General features: G+C 28.1%; 18 protein-coding genes, 2 pseudogenes and 1 riboswitch. Of the genes and pseudogenes, 4 read left to right on the top strand and 16 right to left on the bottom strand.

From position 1 onward, the window contains the following. The first annotated feature begins 100 nt into the window (after nt 1-100). Nucleotides 101-238, top strand: a riboswitch (FMN riboswitch). A 192-nt stretch (nt 239-430) separates the two neighbouring features. From ribH to FVE75_RS03335, 4 genes are all read left to right on the top strand, one after another. Then, nucleotides 431-895 (top strand): 6,7-dimethyl-8-ribityllumazine synthase, encoded by a 465-nt coding sequence (gene ribH, locus FVE75_RS03350; protein WP_147005213.1) that lies wholly within the window; start codon nt 431-433, stop codon nt 893-895. 197 nt (nt 896-1,092) lie between these two features. Next, complete coding sequence (gene ribD / locus FVE75_RS03345; protein WP_147005212.1) at nt 1,093-2,208, top strand: bifunctional diaminohydroxyphosphoribosylaminopyrimidine deaminase/5-amino-6-(5-phosphoribosylamino)uracil reductase RibD; 1,116 nt, start codon at nt 1,093-1,095, stop codon at nt 2,206-2,208. 72 nt (nt 2,209-2,280) lie between these two features. After that, entirely contained in the window at nt 2,281-2,958 is a 678-nt protein-coding gene (locus tag FVE75_RS03340; RefSeq protein WP_147005211.1) for a riboflavin synthase, read from the top strand. Nucleotides 2,959-2,995: 37 nt separating this feature from the next. Further along, on the top strand, nt 2,996-4,216 hold the full coding sequence (locus FVE75_RS03335) for a bifunctional 3,4-dihydroxy-2-butanone-4-phosphate synthase/GTP cyclohydrolase II (RefSeq protein WP_147005210.1): 1,221 nt from the start codon (nt 2,996-2,998) through the stop codon (nt 4,214-4,216). Between the two features lie 439 nt (nt 4,217-4,655). Here the strand turns inward: FVE75_RS03335 and FVE75_RS03330 are convergent, their stop codons facing one another. The 16 genes and pseudogenes from FVE75_RS03330 to rny form a co-directional block, all read right to left on the bottom strand. Next, nucleotides 4,656-5,414, bottom strand: a complete 759-nt coding sequence (locus FVE75_RS03330; RefSeq protein WP_232052605.1) for a viral A-type inclusion protein — start codon at nt 5,412-5,414, stop codon at nt 4,656-4,658. 169 nt (nt 5,415-5,583) lie between these two features. Beyond that, the gene (locus tag FVE75_RS03325) at nt 5,584-6,324 is read right to left on the bottom strand and encodes an amino acid ABC transporter ATP-binding protein (protein WP_006803538.1); all 741 of its coding nucleotides are present in this window, start codon (nt 6,322-6,324) and stop codon (nt 5,584-5,586) included. Then, nucleotides 6,324-7,889: an ABC transporter substrate-binding protein/permease gene (locus FVE75_RS03320; protein WP_147005208.1), complete on the bottom strand. Its 1,566-nt coding sequence runs from the start codon at nt 7,887-7,889 to the stop codon at nt 6,324-6,326. Before FVE75_RS03320 ends, FVE75_RS03325 begins: the two co-directional genes overlap by 1 nt. Before the next feature lie 6 nt (nt 7,890-7,895). Next, entirely contained in the window at nt 7,896-8,894 is a 999-nt protein-coding gene (locus FVE75_RS03315; protein ID WP_147005207.1) for an aspartate-semialdehyde dehydrogenase, read from the bottom strand. A gap of 179 nt (nt 8,895-9,073) precedes the next feature. Further along, nucleotides 9,074-9,895 carry a C40 family peptidase gene (locus FVE75_RS03310; protein WP_147005206.1) on the bottom strand — a complete coding sequence of 274 codons (822 nt, stop codon included), beginning with the start codon at nt 9,893-9,895 and terminating at the stop codon, nt 9,074-9,076. A gap of 18 nt (nt 9,896-9,913) precedes the next feature. Further along, nucleotides 9,914-10,354 (bottom strand): D-aminoacyl-tRNA deacylase, encoded by a 441-nt coding sequence (gene dtd, locus FVE75_RS03305; RefSeq protein ID WP_147005205.1) that lies wholly within the window; start codon nt 10,352-10,354, stop codon nt 9,914-9,916. 28 nt (nt 10,355-10,382) lie between these two features. Beyond that, nucleotides 10,383-11,027, bottom strand: coding sequence for an MBL fold metallo-hydrolase (locus FVE75_RS03300; RefSeq protein ID WP_147005204.1), 645 nt, complete (start codon nt 11,025-11,027; stop codon nt 10,383-10,385). Nucleotides 11,028-11,111: 84 nt separating this feature from the next. After that, nucleotides 11,112-12,176, bottom strand: a complete 1,065-nt coding sequence (locus FVE75_RS03295) for a mechanosensitive ion channel family protein (protein ID WP_147005203.1) — start codon at nt 12,174-12,176, stop codon at nt 11,112-11,114. A gap of 446 nt (nt 12,177-12,622) precedes the next feature. Then, complete coding sequence (locus FVE75_RS03290; RefSeq protein ID WP_147006437.1) at nt 12,623-14,167, bottom strand: methyltransferase regulatory domain-containing protein; 1,545 nt, start codon at nt 14,165-14,167, stop codon at nt 12,623-12,625. An 82-nt stretch (nt 14,168-14,249) separates the two neighbouring features. Continuing rightward, a complete protein-coding gene (gene trmB / locus FVE75_RS03285; RefSeq protein WP_147005202.1) occupies nt 14,250-15,080 on the bottom strand; it encodes a tRNA (guanosine(46)-N7)-methyltransferase TrmB in 831 nt (276 codons plus the stop codon). Nucleotides 15,081-15,184: 104 nt separating this feature from the next. Further along, a complete protein-coding gene (locus FVE75_RS03280) occupies nt 15,185-16,417 on the bottom strand; it encodes a 3-deoxy-D-manno-octulosonic acid transferase (RefSeq protein WP_232052604.1) in 1,233 nt (410 codons plus the stop codon). Between the two features lie 63 nt (nt 16,418-16,480). Next, nucleotides 16,481-16,761: pseudogene (locus FVE75_RS03275) on the bottom strand (HU family DNA-binding protein). 203 nt (nt 16,762-16,964) lie between these two features. Continuing rightward, nucleotides 16,965-17,615, bottom strand: coding sequence for a (d)CMP kinase (cmk, locus tag FVE75_RS03270; RefSeq protein ID WP_147005201.1), 651 nt, complete (start codon nt 17,613-17,615; stop codon nt 16,965-16,967). A 142-nt stretch (nt 17,616-17,757) separates the two neighbouring features. After that, entirely contained in the window at nt 17,758-18,681 is a 924-nt protein-coding gene (prmA, locus tag FVE75_RS03265) for a 50S ribosomal protein L11 methyltransferase (protein ID WP_147005200.1), read from the bottom strand. Nucleotides 18,682-18,698: 17 nt separating this feature from the next. After that, on the bottom strand, nt 18,699-19,478 hold the full coding sequence (locus FVE75_RS03260; RefSeq protein WP_147005199.1) for a TIGR00282 family metallophosphoesterase: 780 nt from the start codon (nt 19,476-19,478) through the stop codon (nt 18,699-18,701). Nucleotides 19,479-19,680: 202 nt separating this feature from the next. Next, nucleotides 19,681-21,248 (bottom strand): annotated as a pseudogene (gene rny / locus FVE75_RS03255) (ribonuclease Y). Nucleotides 21,249-21,267: the final 19 nt, after the last annotated feature.

Raw genomic sequence — 21,267 nt, 5'->3', positions numbered from 1 at the left:
GTCAATAAAAAAATGATTTTTTCCTAAAAATTTTATATTATTTTGAAAAAATGCTTGTAATTATAACAAAAAAGTGATATTATTAGTTTAGAAAATAAATTTAAAACTTCAGGGCAGGGCGAAATTCCCGACCGGTGGTAAAGTCCACGAGTTGTTTTTATTTTAAATAAAATTAAAACGACATGAACTGGTGCAATTCCAGTACCGATAGTTACAGTCTAGATGGTAGAAGTGAAATGATTAATTTTTAATATGAATTTATTAAATAATTTTGTTGTATATAACTCAGTTATTTATGTAAAATTCAGAATTATAATAATTACAAATTAAAATTACCTACCTTTATATAAAAGCCTTGAATCTTAGTATTCTTGGCTTTTTTAGTTTTAAATGAAAATAAAAAATTAAATAATGAGAGGATGATTTAAAAATGAGAACTTTTGAAGGAAAATTTGATGGAAGAAATGTAAAAATAGCTATTGTAGCTGGAAGATTTAATGAATTCATTACTTCAAAATTGATTGGAGGGGCTTTGGATGTATTAAAAAGAAATGATGTTTCTGAAGAAAATATTGATATTGCTTGGGTTCCAGGAGCTTTTGAAATACCACTAATTGCAAAAAAATTAGCAAATACACAAAAATATGATGCTATAATTACTCTTGGAGCTGTTATAAAAGGTTCTACACCACACTTTGACTATGTTTGTTCAGAAGTTTCAAAAGGAGTTGCCCAAATTTCATTGCAAAGTGAATTACCTGTAATTTTTGGAGTTTTAACTACAAACAACATTGAAGAAGCTATTGAAAGAGCCGGAACAAAAGCTGGAAATAAAGGTGCAGATGCTGCATTTTCTGCAATCGAAATGATTAATTTAATAAAAGAAATTGGATAAAAAATATTTTTGTAAAATTTTCAAAAAATTTTGATAAAAATAAAATTATAAATTTAATTGATAGCATCATGAATTATACTCAAACCTATTTAAAATTAAACTATAAAAATTATGTAAATTTAGGGTTTGAGTAAAATAGTCATAGCCTTTTGAGTTTAGTTTTAAATCAGTTTTACTATAATAAAGGAAAAAATAAAATGAATGAAAATATTGATGAAAAATATATGAAAATGGCAATTGAACTGGCAAAAAAAGGGGTTGGGTCAGTAAATCCCAATCCAATGGTTGGAGCTATCGTCGTTCAAGATGGAAAAGTTATTGGAACTGGCTATCACAAATATTTTGGAGGACCTCACGCCGAAGTTTATGCCTTGAATGAAGCTTCAAAAAATTCTAAAGATTTGTCAGATGCAACAATTTATGTTACATTGGAACCTTGCTCGCATTATGGAAAAACACCGCCTTGTGCAGAAAAAATTGTAAAATTGGGACTAAAAAGATGTGTTATCGGCTCGTCTGACCAAAATCCAAAAGTAGCTGGAAAAGGCATACAAATATTGAAAAATGCTGGAATTGAAGTTACTGAAAATATTTTGAAAGAAGAATGCGACAAAATAAACCAAGTGTTTTTCAAATATATTATGACAAAATTACCATATTTATTCTTAAAATGTGCAATTACTCTAGATGGAAAAATTGCTACAAAAACAGGAAATTCAAAATGGATTACAAACGAAGCGGCACGTGAAAAAGTACAATTTTACCGAAATAAATTTATGGGAATAATGGTTGGAATAAATACTATTCTAGCTGATAATCCAAGTCTTACTGCGAGAATTGAAAACGGTGTAAATCCATATAGAATAATTATTGATCCACATTTAAAAACTGAAAAAGATTATACTGTTATTAAGGAAAATATTGATGAAAAAACCATAATTATTACATCAGAAAAAAATAAAAATTCTGAAAAGCAGTTAGATTTTTCTAAAAATAACAAGGTTAAATTTGTATTTTTAAATGGTACAAAATTCAATTTTAAAGAAATCCTTGACAAAATTGGAAAATTAGGAATTGACTCAATTTTGCTGGAAGGTGGACAATCACTTATTTCACAAGCATTTGAAGAAGATGTTATTGATGCTGGAGAAATTTTCATTGCTAATAAAATTTTAGGCGATACTGAAGGAAAATCTTTTATTGCTGGATTTGATAAAAAAAATATGAATGGAGCCATCGTTTTGAAAAACGTAAAATATAATGTTTATGATGAAAATGTTGGAATGGAATTTTTACAAAAAAATTATAGTTAGTAGATTGGTTATAAATACAACTTAACTTTCTACTATAATTTAAAATAAAAAATTAAAAATCAGGAGAAAATTATGTTTACTGGTTTAGTTGAAGAAACTGGAAAAATTATTGATATTGCAAAAAAATCTGCAAGTATCGAGATTACAATAAGGGGAAAAAAAGTCGCTGAAAAAGCACAGATTGGGGATAGTATCGCTGTAAATGGCGTCTGTCTGACTGTTACAAAACTAAATGGAAACGACTTTACTGCCGATGTAATGTTTGAAACTATTGAAAGAAGCGGTTTAAAACGTGCTAAGGCTGGAGATATTGTGAATCTTGAAAAGTCACTTACACTTATGACTTTTTTAGGTGGACATCTTGTAATGGGAGATGTTGACTGTGAGGCTAAAATTGTATCAATTACAGACAAAGGGATTGCAAAAGTGTATGAATTCCAGCTGGATAAAAATTATAAAAATAATATGAAATATATTGTTGAAAAAGGACGTGTAACGATTGACGGAGCGAGCCTTACAGTAATTGATGTAAATGATAATGATGGGATTTTCTCAGTTTCACTTATCCCACATACGATTGAAAATATTACCATTGGAATGAAAAAAACTGGAGATTTTGTGAATATTGAAACAGATTTGTTTGGAAAATATGTTGAAAAAATATTAAAGTTTGACAATTTTGAAAATACAGAAAATAAAGGCAAAAACTCCAATTTAACAATGGAATTTTTACAAAAACATGGATTTTAATTAAAAATATAAAACAAGAAGAAAGAAGTGATTTTAAATGTCAGAAAAAAAGATGAATTTTGACAGCATTGAAGCTGCCATTGAAGATTTAAAAAATGGTATTCCAGTAGTGGTTGTTGACGATAAGGACAGGGAAAATGAAGGGGATTTTGTAATTCCGGCTGATGCAGTAACTTATGAAACTTTAAATTTCATAATTAACGAAGCACGTGGACTTATGTGTGTACCAATGTCTAAAAAGAGAGCCGAAGAACTTGAATTAAATCCGATGGTTCAGCACAATACTGATTATTACGGAACTGCTTTTGCAGTATCAGTTGACGCGCTGGAAGGTACAACTACTGGAATTTCTGCAGGTGATAGACTAAAAACAATAAAAGACTTGGCAAATCCTCTAAAAACCGCAAAAGACTTTAGAAAACCAGGACATATATTTCCGCTAATCGCACGTGAAGGTGGCGTTCTTGAAAGAAAAGGACATACTGAGGCTGCTGTTGAATTATCTAAACTTGCTGGATTTTCTGATATAGGTGTAATTATGGAAATTTTAAGAGAAGATGGGGAAATGGCTCGTCGAAATGATTTATTTGAATTTTGCCAAAAACATAATTTAAAATTAATTACAATTGATGATTTAATTGTTTACATAAAAAAAAACGAAAAATTAGTTAAAAATGAAGCAATTGTTGATATCCCAACACAATTTGGAAACTTTACTTTTGCAGGTTATAGTGACAAAATTGAACATAAAGAATATATTGCCGTTATGAAAGGGGAAATAAAAAATAAAGAGAATATCGTAGTCAGACTTCATTCTGAATGCCTAACTGGCGATGTTTTTGGATCAAAACGCTGTGACTGTCAGGAACAACTTCACAGAGCTTTACACGAACTGGAAGAAAGCGGAGAAGGACTTATAATTTATCTACGTCAAGAAGGGCGTGGAATCGGTATTTTAAATAAATTAAAAGCATATAAACTTCAAGATGAAGGGTATGATACTGTGGAAGCAAATCATAAATTAGGATTTTCTGATGATTTAAGAGATTATGCTGTAGCAGCACAGATTATAAAGGATTTAGAAATAAAATCAATTATTTTAAAAACTAATAATCCAAAAAAAATTGAAGGACTCGAGAAATATGGGATTAAAGTTTCTGGACGTTCAGAAATTGAAATTACTGCAAACGATGTGGATAAAAATTATTTAAAAGTGAAAAAGGAAAAAATGGGACATTTATTAAATCAAAAATTATAAAAATTATTTTAACTCAGATATCATAGTTATTTTACTAAAATATCTGAGTTTTATTTTATAGAAAATATGATTAAATTAAATATTATACTCGAACCCATTTAAAATTGAACTGATAGAAATTATATAATTTAGGGTTTGAGTGAAATAGTCATAATTTTTGAGTTCTGTTTTAAACTAGTTTTACTATACTTTACTTAAAAGTTAAAATTTTAAAAATTCATAATAATATTTTTCTTTATATAGAATAAATTTTTAGTTTTAGTATACTAATAAATTTTATTCGAGTGAAATTTATGAAAAATGGAAAGGAAAGTTTTGGAGTTAATCATATAAAACGTATACTTTAAATTTGTTATAATGAATAACTCTACAAAACAAATAAAAAAACTGAATTTCATAAAAATTACTACTTTTCAGTTTTTTAAATTAATATTTTTAATTATTCAGCTTCTGTATATTTCTTTGCAACTTCATCAACTTTATAGTCTTCTATAATTTTATTTACTAGCTTATTTCTTTCTTCAATTGCTCTAGTGTTTAATAATCCATTTGCTATTTGTTGATAAGCACTATTTGGAGTTACATTTCCTAATTTTGCTTTTTCATTTTCGTAGATTTCAGCAATTTCTTCTTGAGTAACTTTTACATTTTTTCTTACTTGTAAATCTAAGTAGTAATTAACGTATACGTTATCTTTTATAATTTCTAAATCTTTTTTATTTTGTTCTTCAAATTTTTCATCAGCCATTTTTTTAGAAATTATTTTACCAACGATTAAAGTTTTTAGAACTTCTGCATCTCCTTTTGAGAACAGAATTTCTTTTTTAGTGATTTCTATTTTATCTTGCATTTCTTCGACTAATTTGTTTAATTCTTCAGCTTCTAAAGTAGCTATTTGTTGATTTAACAAATCTCTTTGGATAATTTCCCTAGCTTGTGAGAAAGGAATATTTTGTGCATCAAAATCAGCTTTATTATCTGTATATAATTTTGTAACATCATTTTCATTTACAGAAATTTTATCTTCAATCATTTTAGCAACAAAAAATTTGTGTTTTTCATTTGTAAAGAAATAATCAAATTCTTCTTTTTCTTCTTCTGAAAATTCATATCCTTTTGCTACATCTAATATAGCTTTATTAGTCAAAATTCTTTTTATTCCGTCGTTATCCAACCCTTCTCTTTCTTCATCAGTCAAAGTTAATTTAATATCTTCAGCTTTCTTTTTGCCATTTTTTCTCCTTAATTATAATATTTTTTTATTTTTAGTTATTTTACTTTTACTATTTTACACTATTTTTTAAAAAATTCAAGGAATATTTTTAGTTTTAATTGTTTTTTAGTCTTAATTTATAAATAATCTCATTTTATTTACTTAACATTCTGCTTAAAAATTCCTTAGTTCTTTCATGTTTAGGATTTTCAAATATATTTTCAGGCTTGTCATCTTCCACAATCACACCTTGGTCCATAAATACAACTCGACTTGAAACATCATGGGCAAAATCCATTTCATGTGTTACAACAATCATCGTAAGTCCACTTTTTGCCAAATCTTTCATTACTTTGAGTACTTCTCCAACCATTTCAGGATCTAGCGCTGATGTTGGCTCATCAAATAATAAAACTTCTGGCTGCATCGCCAATGCTCTTGCTATTGCCACCCGTTGCTTCTGACCACCAGAAATTTGATTTGGCTTTGCATGAACAAAACGTTCCATTCCTACTTTTGCCAAAAATTCTCTTGCTATTTTCTCAGCCTCGTCTCTTGACTTTTTCAAAACTTTCATTTGTCCAATTACACAGTTTTCTAAAACACTTAAATTATTAAACAAATTAAACTGCTGAAATACCATTCCTACTTTTTCTCGCAATGTAACAAGTGACACATCTCCTGCCATCGCATCTTTTCCATGAATTAAGACTTGTCCGCTAGTAGGCTTTTCAAGTAAGTTTATACATCTTAAAAGTGTTGATTTTCCACTTCCAGACGAACCAATTATACTTACAACTTCCTTTTCATAAACATCAAAGTTTACATCCTTTAAAACTGTTCTCTTTCCAAAATCTTTTCTAATATTTTTTATTTCAATAACTTTTTTACTCATTATTTCTCCTCCCCATTAGCATCATCTAAAATTTCAAAATGTTGAGGCCCGTCAATTCGTTTTTCGATTTGTTTTAAAATTAATGATAATGTAAACGTTAAGAAGAAGTAAATCACACTTGTTATAATAAATACTTCATAATAACGTGAGTAAGTTCCCGCAACAGAATTTGAAATAAAGAAAAGTTCAGTAACACTTATTACATTTAATACAGATGTATCTTTAATATTTACAATAAGCTCATTTCCAATCATTGGTAAAATATTTCTAAACATCTGTGGAAAAATGATACTTTGCATCAACTGAAAATTCGTCATTCCAATAGCTTTTGCCGCTTCAAACTGTCCGTTATCAATGGAATCAATCCCTCCACGTATAATTTCACTCATATATGCACCTGTATTTATTGATACAATAAACAGTGCCGCTACCATTGGTGACAGATTAATATGAAATACTTGCGATAATCCGTAATAAATTACCATTGATTGCACTATCATTGGGGTTCCTCTAAATACAGCAATATAGATTGAAGAAAGCCAGTTTAAGAATTTTAATCCAGTTTTTTTATACTTATGAGACTGTCCATCAATTTCTGCTTCTGAATACCTTAATAATGCAACCAGTAATCCAATGAAAAATCCAACTACTGTACCTGTAATTGAAATATACAGTGTTGAAAGTGTACCTTTCACAAAAGTCATCCAGTTGTTTTTTATAAAAAATATTACCCATCCAAAAAATGAACGTGAGGCTTCATTTGGCTGATTTTGTATAGACTTTTCCATAATACGTTGACGTACTTTAGGAGTTAAATCTTCATCTAATATTTTATTGATTTTTTCCTCCAGCTCTGTATTTCCCAATTTCATTCCAATAGCTACATTCACTTCTTCTGTATCGTATTTAAATCCTGTATTCTTATCAAACGAAATGAACTTTAAATTAGGATTTGAAAATTGAGCCGCCATAGCTCCGGGTCTTTCTGATATGTACCCATCTATTTTCCCTGAATTTAATGCTACTATCATAGCTGGAAAACTTTCCATTGCAGTTTGCTTCTGTACACCTTTCATCTGATCAATAACATCATAGTGAAGCGTGTTTAATTGCCCTGTAATTTTTGCTCCTGTAAAATCATTAATTGATTTGGCGTTTGCATATTTTCCATTCTTTTTCACAACTACTACTAAATCTGATTCATAATATGGTTTTGAAAATGTTAGGCTTTGACGTCTTTCAGGCGTTGCAGACATTCCCGCTATAACTAAATCAACTTTTCCAGAAGTTAGTGCGGGGCCAAGCAATGCTTCCCATTTCGTCTTTACAATTACCAAATTTTTATTCAATTTTTTTGCAATAACTTTGGCTATTTCAACGTCATATCCCCCACAATAACCTCCATCAACTTTTACAGCACCATTTTTAGCATCATTTTGAAACCAGTTGAAAGGAGCATATCCACACTCCATCCCAACCTTTATGTCATCACTATATCCTGTTATGAAAGTTGCAACAAAAACTAATAATATTAATATTTTATTTCTTATTGTACTGAATTTCATATTTTATTATAATGCTCCTTTTTTTATTAAAGTTTCAGCTATCTGAATTGTGTTTGTAGCGGCACCTTTTCTTATATTATCTGCTACAACCCATAAATTCAAGGCATTGTCTGCTGAAAAATCTCTTCTGATTCTTCCAACATAAACTTCGTCAGTATCCTGAGCATTTATAGGCATTGGATAAATATTATTCTTACCATCATTTTGTACTATAACTCCTTCTTTTTCCTCAAATGCACGAATTACATCTTCCAACTCAAATGGTCTTTCTAATTCTACGTTTACAGATACTGCATGTCCATATCTAACTGGTACTCTCACACAAGTCGCAGTTGCTTTTAAATCTGGCAAGTTTAATATTTTTCTAGTTTCGTTAATCATTTTTTCTTCTTCTTTGGTATATCCATTATCTAAGAAAACATCAATATGCGGCAATGCATTAAATGCAATTTGATGCGGATAACCTTTTGAAGGCTCCCCTTTTAGATTAGCTTCCAAATCATCAAGTCCTCTCTGTCCAGAACCTGCCACAGCCTGATAAGTTGAATAGATTACTCTTTTTAGTCCATATTTTTCTTGTAAAACTTTTAATACAGGCATTACCTGAATTGTTGAGCAATTTGGATTTGCAATGATTCCTTGATGATTTTCCAGTGCTTCTGGATTTGCTTCAGGAACTATTAACGGAATATTCTTATCCATTCTCCAAGCACTGCTGTTATCAATAACAACTGCACCTTTTGCCTTAAATTTTGGAGCATATTCAAGTGATACTCCTCCACCAGCCGAAAATAAAGCCACATCAATATCATCAGCTATTGTGTCATCTTTTAGTTCAATAACAATATATTCTGTTCCATTAAATTCAATTTTTTTACCAGCTGAATTTTTCGAAGCATAAAGGTATAATTTTTCTACTGGAAAGTTTCTTTCCTTTAAAACTTTTAAAAATGTTCTTCCAACAAGCCCTGTTGCCCCAACAATTGCTACTTTGTAATTTTTCATTATTTTTCCTCCTAAAAACTTTTTTGATTAAGGCTCTGTATCTAAATTTTTATTATTTTTCAAATTACCCTAATTCTAATACATATATAATACACTATTCTCATCTCTTTTTCAATATAAAAATAATAATAAAAAATATGTATCAAACTCAAAACTTAATACATATTTTCTAAAATTTATTAAACAGTTCTTACTCTTACTCCATATTTAAAATACTTATTCCAGTAAGTGTTTTCCAAAGTAGAAATTACAACTCCTTTAGATGACGAAGCGTTTATGAAAAGTGTATCTCCTAGATAAACTGCTGTATGGTTATTTTTTTCTTCTGGTCTGAAAAATACAATATCTCCAGGTTTCAAATCTTCTTTTGAGACATGAGCTCCCACTTTTACCTGCTGCACAGTTCTTCTTGGCAGTTCATATCCATATACTTCCCGATAAACTCTACGTGTTAATGCTGAGCAATCTATCCCGTTTTCTGAATCTCCACCAAGCGAATATTTTGTACCTTTCCAATTACTATACGTCTTTAATAATTGGTTTTGCAGCTCTACTGTCTTTTTTTGACTGAAAGTACCATTTAACAATATTTCTTGATGTTTTCTCTTTAATTCAGATAATTTTTGTAATACAAGCTGCGAATTTGGCATTGAACGGTCTACCAACTTATTTTCATCAAATAACTTTGTTACTTTCAGGTCATCTATTTTCTCGTTTAACTCGCTATACTTTTCAGTCTTTTTAGTTGTATCTGTACTTTTATATGCGCTTCTTTTTTGTTCTGACCTATTGTTTGGAGCAGAATAGTTATTTTCTACTTTTTCTTTCTTCCCTCCTACAATTTCAATAGTAATATCTTCACTTTCTGAATTATTTCTTGATGAAAGGTCATCATTACTTCTTTCTCCAATTTTCCCCTTATTTGCTTCATTTGTCTGTAAGTTAGCACATCCTACTGTCATCAGCATACATGCCATAGTAAATGTTGATTTTTTTATCATTTTTTCTCCTCTCTAAAATTATTTTGAATCAATTATCAAATTTACAGGTCCGTCATTTTCAGAAACAATTCTCATATATTGTCCAAATTCCCCAGTTTCAAATCTAATTCCTGTCTGCTCCAGTTTTTTTACAAAAAGATTATAAATTTCATAAGCTTCACTAGTTGGTGCCGAATCAGTATAATTTGGCCTTCTTCCTTTTTTCGTGTTTCCATAAATTGTAAAATTACTTACAATTAGAAGATTTCCATTTATATCTTTTACTGATAAATTCAGTTTACCACTTTCATCATCAAAAATTCTCAGATTAATCAATTTGTCAATGCAAAAATCAATATCCTTTACAGAATCTCCGTTAGTAATTCCAATATATGCAACTATTCCTTTTTGAATTTTCCCTTTAAATTTATTATTTACAAATATTTCTGCAAAATTTACTCTTTGAACTATTATTTTCATTTTTTTCCTTACTTTTTAAATCATAACTTTAATAATATCTTCTTTCTTGACCAATGGTTGTATCAAAACCATGCCCTGGATAAACCTTGATATCTTCATCCAATGCCAATAATTTCTTTAGTGATTTTCCCATTTCAATAGGATTACTAGTTGGTAAATCTACTCTTCCATAAGTCCCTTGAAACATTGTATCTCCAGAAATCAATATCTTGTTAACCTTATCGTAATAACAAATATCCCCTCTACTATGTCCTGGCGTTTCAATTATTTCAAAGTTAAATTCTGAGCAGCTTTCAAGGACTTTTCCTTCTTTTCCAACTTTATCATTTTCCTTCAATGTTACAATTTGAATATTTTCCTTATCTAATTCAAATTTTCCTTCTCTCCAAACAAAAAGTGACAATTCAGGATTAAATAAAAATTCGTATCCACCTTCACTTATATAAATTGGAACTTTTTTATATTCCAGTATCGATGGTATTCCTAGAATATGATCCCAATGCCCGTGAGTAAGAAGTATTGCTAACAAATTTAATTTATTTTCACTAATATAACTAACAACTTCATTCATCTTTTCCTGACCAGGATCTACAACATAACAATCATTGCTGTAAGAAATCACATAACAGTTACTTTGTACCGCATTGTCATTCAAAAATCTCCTTATTTCCATAACTTCTCCTTTTATATTTTTCTATTATTTTTAACTACTTTACATTAAATTGATAAAATTAAAAATACTTAGATTAAACATTTTTTAGATCTTATTTTCAAATTCTTTTATATGTACATCCATTTGCGGATAAGGTATCTCAATTCCAGCCTTATCAAACTCAGTCTTAATTTTTTCATTTAATTTTAGCTTCAGATTCAAATAATTTTCTGAACGAGTATAAACATAAATATAGAAAATTATCGCAGATTCAGCCAATTTTCCAACCCCAATAACAGAAGCCTTTGAAGCTAAAATCATCTTTTTGTTTCTATCTTTTTTTGATATTGTACTATTCTGTACACTCTCATTAATTTCATCAACTTCTTCTGTAATTCCATTATTTGCATCATCTTCAGCTTCTTTCATTTTTTTTCTAGAAAAAATTGCAAAAAACAAATTAACTTTACTTTTTTCTTTTTTTTCTAGAATTGTATTCTGAATTTTTGCAAGCAAGTTATTTTTTATTTTAGTTTCTTCTATTTCATCCATCGTTTCTTCTTTCACTATTCTTTCTAAGACCTTCTTTACTTTCTGAATATCACTCTTATACGAAACGCCAATTTCCAAATCAAGCCTACGTTCTCCATCCTGCTTAATGTTCCGAATTTCCGTATTCGTAACTATTCCATTTGGAATTATCACAAGCTCATTTTGTGGATTTAACATTTTTGTATAAAAAAGCTCAATCTTTTTAACCGTTCCAATATAATTATTATACTCAATTGTATCACCAACTCGAAATGGCTTAAATGTAAGAATTATCAGTCCGCCGCAAAAGTTACCCAAAGTTTCCTTAAAAGCAATCCCAAAAATTATCCCAGCCGCTCCTAGAAAAGTTGTGATGGAAGATGTGTTAATTCCAAGAATTCCAATAGAAGAATAAACTATAATAAAATAATATAAAATAGAATAAATTGAAAGTAAAAATGAAGCTAAACTTCTATCAACATTTGACTTTTCCATTATAATTTTCAAAATTTTTTCAATTCTAGTCTTAAATATTTTTCCAATTTTTATAATTAGAAAAATTATTAACAATTTAAATAAATTAGTTTTCAAAAATTTAATTATATTATCCAATTCTAAAAATCTTTGTAATTCCTTCATAATTTCCCCTCCTGATTATTATATTGAAAAAATCAAACTTACACCTTATTAACCTGTAATCTGTTATTAAAACAATACAACTACATATATTACATCTTATTTTATTAAGCATCAAATTACTTTGAATTTACTTAATTATCCTTAGACTTTTTATTATAACATGTTTTTTTTATTCTGTCTACGAAAATTTTTTATTTAAAAATATTCTTAATTTTTTTTAATTTTTTTTTATAAAATTCAAATAAATTCAATCTTTAGTCTGAGACAAATTATACTCGAACCCATTTAAAATTGAACTGATAGAAATTATATAATTTAGGGTTTGAGTAAAATAGTCATAATTTTTGAGTTCTGTTTTAAACTAGTTTTACTATAATAATCAAATCAGTATATTGAAATAAAAAAATGTGACAAGCTTTTGTTACCTATCACATTTTTCTGTATACTTATTTTTTTGCAAAGTATCCTAAAAATTCAAATTTTTTTAAACTCTCAGGCAAATATTCCGAAGCTTCTACTTCTATTGGTTCACCATCTGGCACCGCTCTATAAATAGTCGTTTTTGCTAATTCTTCAATAATTTCCTTTTCTGTCTTAGGCTCAGACAAGATATCTGACACAATAACATCCACATCATTCAAGTCGTTAATAATTTCATTTCTTGAATTTGAAATTCCTATTATATTTGCACCTTCTCCTATAATAAGTGTCTTTAAATATTTTCTGAATTTTTCTGGTATATAAACTTTATTTTCTTCATACATTATAGTCTCGATTTCAGAACAATAAAATTTAATTTTACCGCTAATCATCGAATTTAAAACAAATTTTCTCAAATTACCAAGAACCTCATTAGTTTTTTCTTCACTTTTATCTTGAGAATTTACTAAATTTTTCCAAATTTCCATAGCATCTTTAATCATAAAACTTTGATTTGGTTTCTTTACAAGTTCAAGCATAATTAATTTTATATTTTCTTCATTTAATGTATTTAGCTCTTCTTCTGTAAATTTCAATGTTAATAAAAAGGAGTCTATTATTTCATTCGGAAAACTTTCTGTAAAGTTCAACTTCTCTGCTTGATTTTTTTTGCATATTATTGAACGTCTAAATTTTGTATCAAGTATAAAATCAATACACTGTTCTTTTATAACGGGATCTCCTTGAGATAATTGCTGTAATTTTTCTACTGTACTTTGATTGTATATACTTCCAATTGACAATCTTAATGCTACATCAGAGACATATTGTAAATTTTGATCTTTTAATAAATCTACAAATTCATGTAAATACATTGGATTATTATAATGCTCAAGATATTCATGACCTACATAATAATCTTGCATATTCAAAATTTCTTCAATTTGTCTAATAAAATCTCCTTTTTTCTCAAAAATATCTGTATAACTTTTCATTTCTTGAGCTACAATTGATATAAAGGCTTTTCCACGTTGATTTTTGTCCCCAAGTGAAATTTCTGGAAAATATTTATTAGCATAAAGCATCATTTCTCTAATTTTATCAGGTTCTTTCCAGCCTGGATATGTATTGTAAGAAATGTATGCAATTCCTTCTTCTGTAAGATTTTCATTACATATTTTCAGAATTTTTTCCTTTACAATTTCAGGAACCCATGAAAATACACCATGAACAATAATATAATCAAATTTTCCAAAATCCTCATTTATATCCAAAATATTTTTTTCAATAAGTTTAATATTTTTTAATCCGATTTTTTCAATGACTTCATTTCCTTTTTTTACTTGTTCTGCTGTTAAATCAATACCAATAAATTCAGCTTCAGGATTATAAAGTGCTTGAGTAATAATATTCCCTCCAAAAGATGAACCTAATTCCAGTACTCTTGCCTTTCTTGAGTCTTTAGGATTCAATCCGTATAATTTCCCATGTGCTTCTAACAGAGATGGTATAGTATAATTAAATGGATTCGATTTGTACAGCAATTCACTATAAGTATTTTTATTTTCCATAATTTTCATAAGAATTTTAGACATATATTTCTAAAAAATATTCTTACTCTCTCCTCTCAATATTTTATTTTAAAACTAAAATTTATTTAACTTTTTCAATTTCAATATACTTAATATTCATATTATGTTTACTTAAAAACATTTCTTCAAATTCTGTCCTGATATTTTCTTCAGCCTTTTCTGAATTGTGTAAATCTTTTGTTCTATAAATTACTTTGTAGTTATCAATATTATTTACTAGTTCCAGAACATCCTCATAATATTGTTCGTGATCTGTTTTAAAAAATAATTTTCCACCTGTTTTTAAAATTATATCTAGCCTCGAAAATAAATCCTCACTTACAACTCTTTTTCTCTCTTCGCCTTCCCAAGGATCTGGAAAATTAACATAAACTCCTGTTATTTCGTTTTTTCCAATAAAATCCAATATTGTTTCTGCTCTTTTTCTTATAAAGAGAATATTATTCAAATTCCTTTTTTTAGATTTTTTAGCTGCTAAAACAAGCCTCTTAAATCTTAATTCCAAAGCAATGTAGTTTCTATCTTTAAATTTCTGTGCATTTTTTACAGTAAAATTTCCACTTCCACATCCGATTTCTAGATATATATTGTTATCATTCTGAAAAAATTCACTCCATTTTCCACGATAACTATCTACACTTTCATTATTATACATTAAATACTCAGGAAATTCAAGCATTTCACACATATATTTGTTATAATTTTTTTTAGGTTTTTCAAAAAAATATTTCCAAATTTCCTTTTCATTTATCATTTTACTTTTTTCAGCATTAATTTTTTTAAATTCATCATTTACTTTTTTTATTCTTTTCCGTTGTTCTTGTTCAGCTTCTGTAATCTCTATTTTTTGACTATTTTTTCCTATAATTTTAATTTTATTCGTATCTTTCATTTTATTACTTTCCTTATTTTTTATTTATTCAATTATTTTCCAACAAAAATTGGAATTCTAAATAATAATTAATCAAAATTTCTTTCAAAATTTTATCAATTTCATTATTTTTTCAAAAATTCTCTTGTATCAACATTTTCAGATTTTCTCAAGTATTCAATAATCTCATGCTTATCTTTTACAATTTCGATAAAACCTAATTCTTTAGCATCCTTAACAATTTCTTCTATATTCTGAAAATATTTTCCAATAATTGGCTTTTTACCATAATACAATGGCTCTAAAATCGAATGTCCACCAATATCTACGAGAGTCCCTCCAACAAATACAAAATCTGCTATCTGATAAAAATCTGTTAAAATTCCTATTTTATCAACTAAAATTATTTTTTTATAATCTTTATTTTTGTTATCTTTTTCAATTTGTGTAATTAATGAATATTCATCTTTTGAAAAATTTTCCAAAATAATATTTTCAATTTCACCTATTCTTTCCAAATGTCTTGGTACAAGTACTAATTGATACTCGTTATCAACATTTATCTGTTTAAATACTTCCAACCAAATTTTTTCTTCATTCGGACGTGTACTTCCACATACAATTACTTTTTTATTTTTATCTATAACTGTTTCGTTATATTTTTTTATCTCTTCTTCTGTGATTCTATTATATTTAATCGAATATTTCAGATTTTTATAAACTTTAATTTTGTGCTTGTCAATTCCTATTTTTTCGTATCTTTCCTTATCTGAAGTACTTTGTACCATTATTTTTGTAGCACGGTTTAATGTTTTTCTTATAAGCCATCCAAATTTTAAATATGACTTCAATTTCTTTTCAGTAAGTCTTCCATTGACAATAAGCAGTTCTCCATTTGATGAGGCAAAATAATATAAATTTGGCCATATTTCAGTTTCTATGATTATCGTTTTCTCTATTTTATATTTTTGATAAATTTTATGAACTGTAAAAAAATCATCAAGTGGAAAATAAATTATTTTAACATTTCCATTTTCAGAATATTTTTTATTAACTATTGAAAATCCAGTATCGGTCATAACAGAAAGGATTAGTTTCCGATTACTATCTTTCAGTATTTTTTCAATTAATTCCTGTGTTAGATTAAATTCTCCTACTGACGAGAAATGAATAAGTATTGCCTCTTCATTATCATTAAGAAAATTATCATTTCCGATTTTTTGAAATAGACGTGATTTAAAAAATTTTAACAATTTTTTATTGAATATTGCTAGAATAGATATTATAAAATATAGTAAAATTCTTAATAAATTATATAAAATCATATTTTCCTCATTTTTTAATTTTTTTTTAATCAAAAAGACTATCTCTTAATGATTTTACATTTAGAAATAGCCTTTCATTAATTTAAAAAACAAAAATTATTTTCTTTTTGCTACGTTATCAGCTAATTTTTTACCTACTTTAAATTTAACAACATTTTTAGCAGGTATTTTAATTTCTTTTTAGTTTGAGGGTTAATACCTGTTCTTGCTGCTCTTTCTTTTACTTCAAATGTTCCCCATCCAACAAATTGAACAGAATCTCCTTTTAATAATGTTTCTTCAACAGTTTCTAAAAATTGATTTACCAATTCTTCTGCTCTTTTTTTAGTTTCTCCTGTAGCTTTTGCATAAGCATCTACAAATTCTTTTTTTGACATATTAATCAATCCTCCAAATTATTCTTTTTTTTTAAAGTACTAGACTATTATACACTATTTTCAGTATTTGTCTAGTGTTTTTTTTAAATTTTTTGATTTTTTTTCATTTTTTTATTATTCTATGGATTTTATAATTTTAAAGAAATCAAATTCACAACAATTATTAAACCTCATGTTATTATATATATACTTAAAATAAGATTTTAGATTTTATTTTTTTGCTTAATTATATATAAAATTTCATTTTTTACTTCCTCAATACTTTTAGAAGTTGTATCTACTTCAATTGCATCATCAGCTTTTTTTAGTGGGCTTTCGTTTCTTGTTGAATCAATTTTGTCCCTTTTCAAAATATTTTCATAAATTTCTTCAATTTTAACATTTTCCCCTTTTGCAATAAGTTCCTTATAACGTCTATTCGCTCTTTCTTTAGCATCTGCAATCAAAAATATTTTTACATCTGCATTTGGAAAAACAACCGTCCCAATATCACGTCCATCCAGAATAACATTTTTCGATTCTGAAAATTTTCTCTGTAAATCGACCATTTTTTCACGAACCTCACGTATCGCTGCAATATCGGATACATTTTCCGAAACAACAGGTTTTCTAATCTCCTCACTCACATTTGTATCATCTAGATAAAATCCATTTTTTTTAATATCAATTCTCAAATCATCCAGCATTTTTATGATTTTGTCTAAATTATCCAAAATTCCTTCATTTAAAGCCTTTAATGTAACAAGCCTATACATTGCTCCTGTATCAAGATAAACAAGTCCCAAATCCTCTGCAATCAATTTTGCGATAGTGCTTTTCCCACTTCCAGCAGGACCATCAATAGCAATTATCATATATTCTTCCTACTTTCTATATTATTAATATTATTCTGTTTTTCCTTTTTAAATTATTCTAAAATTCAAGATTGAAAATTTCGACTATTCCACTTATATTACTTTGTATAAACATAACAAGATTTTTAAACTTTTAAATTAATTACTTTATATATTTGAAAACAAGCGATACCCAGTTGTTTTTTTCTTTTCTGTCGATTTGTTCTAAGTTATAATTTTTAGCTTTATTTACAAATGTCTCTTCTTTTTCACTCAAAATTCCAGAAAAAATAACAGTTGCATCTTTTTCTAAAATCTTTTCTATATCTTCAAGCAGTTTTTCCAGAACATCTACCAAAATATTTGACACAACTAAATCATATTTTTCACTGACATCATCTACCAAATTTCCAATTATCACTTCAAAATTATCATTTATGTCATTTTTAGAAAAATTTTCCAAAACAACATCTCGAACTTTTTCATCAATATCAATTCCAACAACCTTTTTCACACCTAATTTTTTCCCAATCAACATCAAAATACCGGAGCCACAACCTATATCCAGTAATTTCTTTTTATTTTCCGAATATTTCTCTAAAAATTCCACACATAATGAAGTCGTTTCATGCGTTCCTGTTCCAAAGGCAAGCCCTGGATCAATTTCAATTACAATTTCATTATTTTCTAGTTCATACTTATCCCAACTTGGCTTTATAACAATATTGTCAGTTATATTTACAGTATGAAAATATTTTTTCCATTCATCTTGCCAGTCTTCGTCATTACATTTAGCTGTATAAATTTCATACATAAACTCCACATCTGAATTCTGAAATTCTTTTAAATTATTAAAAATAATATTTAATTTTGTATTTGCAAATCTGTTATCAACAACATATCCAATTATACTCCAAACATCATTTTTTATTGCAAAATTAGCATTATAATCCAGTATATTTTCAGAAAAGTAATCAATAACTTCTATCTGTTTAATTCCAATTTCATCAAACATATTTACTAATTTTGTCTTTGTTTCTTTTAAGTTATCCGAAAAATAATCTACTTTTACTTTTATCCATTTCATTTTTTCATTTTCCTTTTTTATATTTCATCATATCCCATGTTCACACGTTTAATTGATACTGCCCTACCGGTCTTTTCATTCACTTCCAGCTCGATTCCGTTGATTCTCAAGTTTTCCTCACATACAGAATATCTTGTTGGCATTCCGTCCTTAAATCTTTGTATACTTTCTTTTCTATTCATTCCTAGAATACCGTCATGTCCTCCAGTCATACCTATATCTGAAATATATCCAGTCCCTCCTGGCAAAATTCTTTCATCTGCCGTTTGTGTATGTGTATGAGTTCCATAAACTGCTGATACTTTTCCAGATAGGTTCCATCCCATTGCCTGCTTTTCTGAAGTAGCTTCACCATGAAAATCAAGAATAATTATATCTGTTTGTTCCTTAATCTTTGGTAAAACTTCTTCAACTGCCAAAAATGGACAAGCAATTGGTGGCATAAATACTTTACATTGGGCATTTATAACTGCCACTTTTACTCCATTTTTTTCAACAATTGTATAACCGCTTCCAGGTGCTTCTTTTGTATAGTTTATAGGCCTAATCAAATTTTTCTGTTCATTTATGTATGAATAGATTTCCCTTTTATCCCAGCTATGATTTCCAAGAGTTATAACATCTACTCCCCGATTAAACATTTCCTTTGCAATCTTTACATTTATCCCAAAACCACCAGCTGAATTCTCTCCATTTACAATAATAAAATCATAATTCTGTTTTCTTTTTTCCAAATATTTAAACAATGTGGTTCTACCTGGTCTACCGACAATATCACCAATTATTAGAAATTTCATGTAAAATCATCCCTTTGCATCTCAAATTTATCTAATATTTATTATACTACATATTATAATTTTTTTATAGTTTTTCTTAATTTATTTTTTTGATATTTTAATCTTTTTAGGTTGGTTTTACTATAAAAAAGAGCCTCCTGAATAAAAATTATCTTAAAAAAGATATTTTTAATGGATAAGCTCTCTTTTAGTTCATTTTTATTTATTTTGCATATTCCACAGCTCTAGTTTCTCTTATAACAGTAACTTTTATCTGTCCTGGATATTGCATTTTCTCTTCTATTTCTTTTGCTACATCTCTAGCTAGTATTGTAGCTTTATCATCATCAATATTATCAGGATGAACAATTAACCTTAATTCCCTTCCAGCTTGAATTGCATACGAGCTTTCAATTCCTTCATGACTATTAGCAATTTCTTCTAACTGCTCTAGACGTTTCAAGTAATTTGATAATGTCTCACGTCTTGCTCCTGGTCTTGAGGCTGAAATTGAATCTGCTGCTTGTACCAATACAGCTTCTATGCTTAATTGCTCTACTTCATTATGATGTGATTCTACAGCATTTATTACAATTTCACTTTCTTTTGAGAATTTTCTTAAAAATTCTCCACCATTTATAGCATGTGATCCTTCTTGCTCATGTGAAAATGCTTTTCCTATATCATGCAATAATGCCGCTCTTTTAGCAATGTCAACATTTGCACCAATTTCTGCTGCTAAAGCTGAAGCTATATGTGCAACTTCTATTGAGTGCTGTAAAATATTTTGTCCGAAAGATGTTCTGAATTTCAAACGTCCAAACACTTTTAATACTTCACGTGGCAATGTTGGAATTCCTACTTCTAAAATAGCCTGTTCTGCAGCATCTAATATGCTTTCATCTACTTCATGCTGTGCTTTTGCTACAACTTCCTCTATTTTTGTTGGATGAATACGTCCATCTGAAATCAATTTTTCAAGTGCAATTTTAGCTACTTCTCTTCTTACACCATCAAAAGAAGACAGTACAACTGCTTCAGGCGTATCGTCTATTATTAAATCAACTCCTGTTGCAGCTTCAATGGCTCTTATATTTCTTCCTTCACGTCCAATAATTCTACCTTTCATTTCTTCACTTGGTAACTGAATAACTGAAATTGTAGAATCAACAACATAATCTGAAGCAGCTTTTCCAATTGCTGTTGAAATAATTCTTTTTGAAATTCTATCTTTTTCTCTGTCTAAATTGTGTTCATAATCTCTTATTAATACAGCTTTATCGTGATCTAGTTCGTTTTCCAGCTTAGTTAAAATAATTTTTCTTGCATCTTCCTGTGTCAGTTCAGAAATTCTTTCCAATTCTTTTTCTTCATTTGCAATCATTTCTTCTAGTTCTTTTTCTCTTCGGAACAATTTTTCACGATATTTCTCATTTTTAGATTCTCTTTCTTCTAAACGTTCCATTTTTGTTTCTAAAGTTTCTTCTTTTTTGGCAATTCTTTCTTCTTTTGTAGCAAGTTCTGATTTCATTTTCTTTATTTCGTCATCTGCTATTTTTTTCTCATTTAACAATTCTTCTTTTACTTTTAGTGTTTCTTCTTTTCTAAACGATTCAATTTCTCTTTCAACTTCTTTTTTTGATGTTTCAAGTCTTCTTTTAGCATCAACGATTTTTAATTCCAGTTCGTTCAAATCTCCGTATTTTTCTTAAAAATTGAACTCCCAAAAAATAAGCTATAAAAAGTTAAAAGAAAAATAACAATCAACAAAATCGCTATTGATATGCTCATTTTTCTCCCTTCTTATTTT

It is taken from the genome of Leptotrichia hongkongensis, assembly GCF_007990635.1.
GTDB classification, from domain to species: Bacteria; Fusobacteriota; Fusobacteriia; order Fusobacteriales; family Leptotrichiaceae; genus Leptotrichia; species Leptotrichia hongkongensis.
This window is presented reverse-complemented; position numbering and strand designations above follow the sequence as displayed.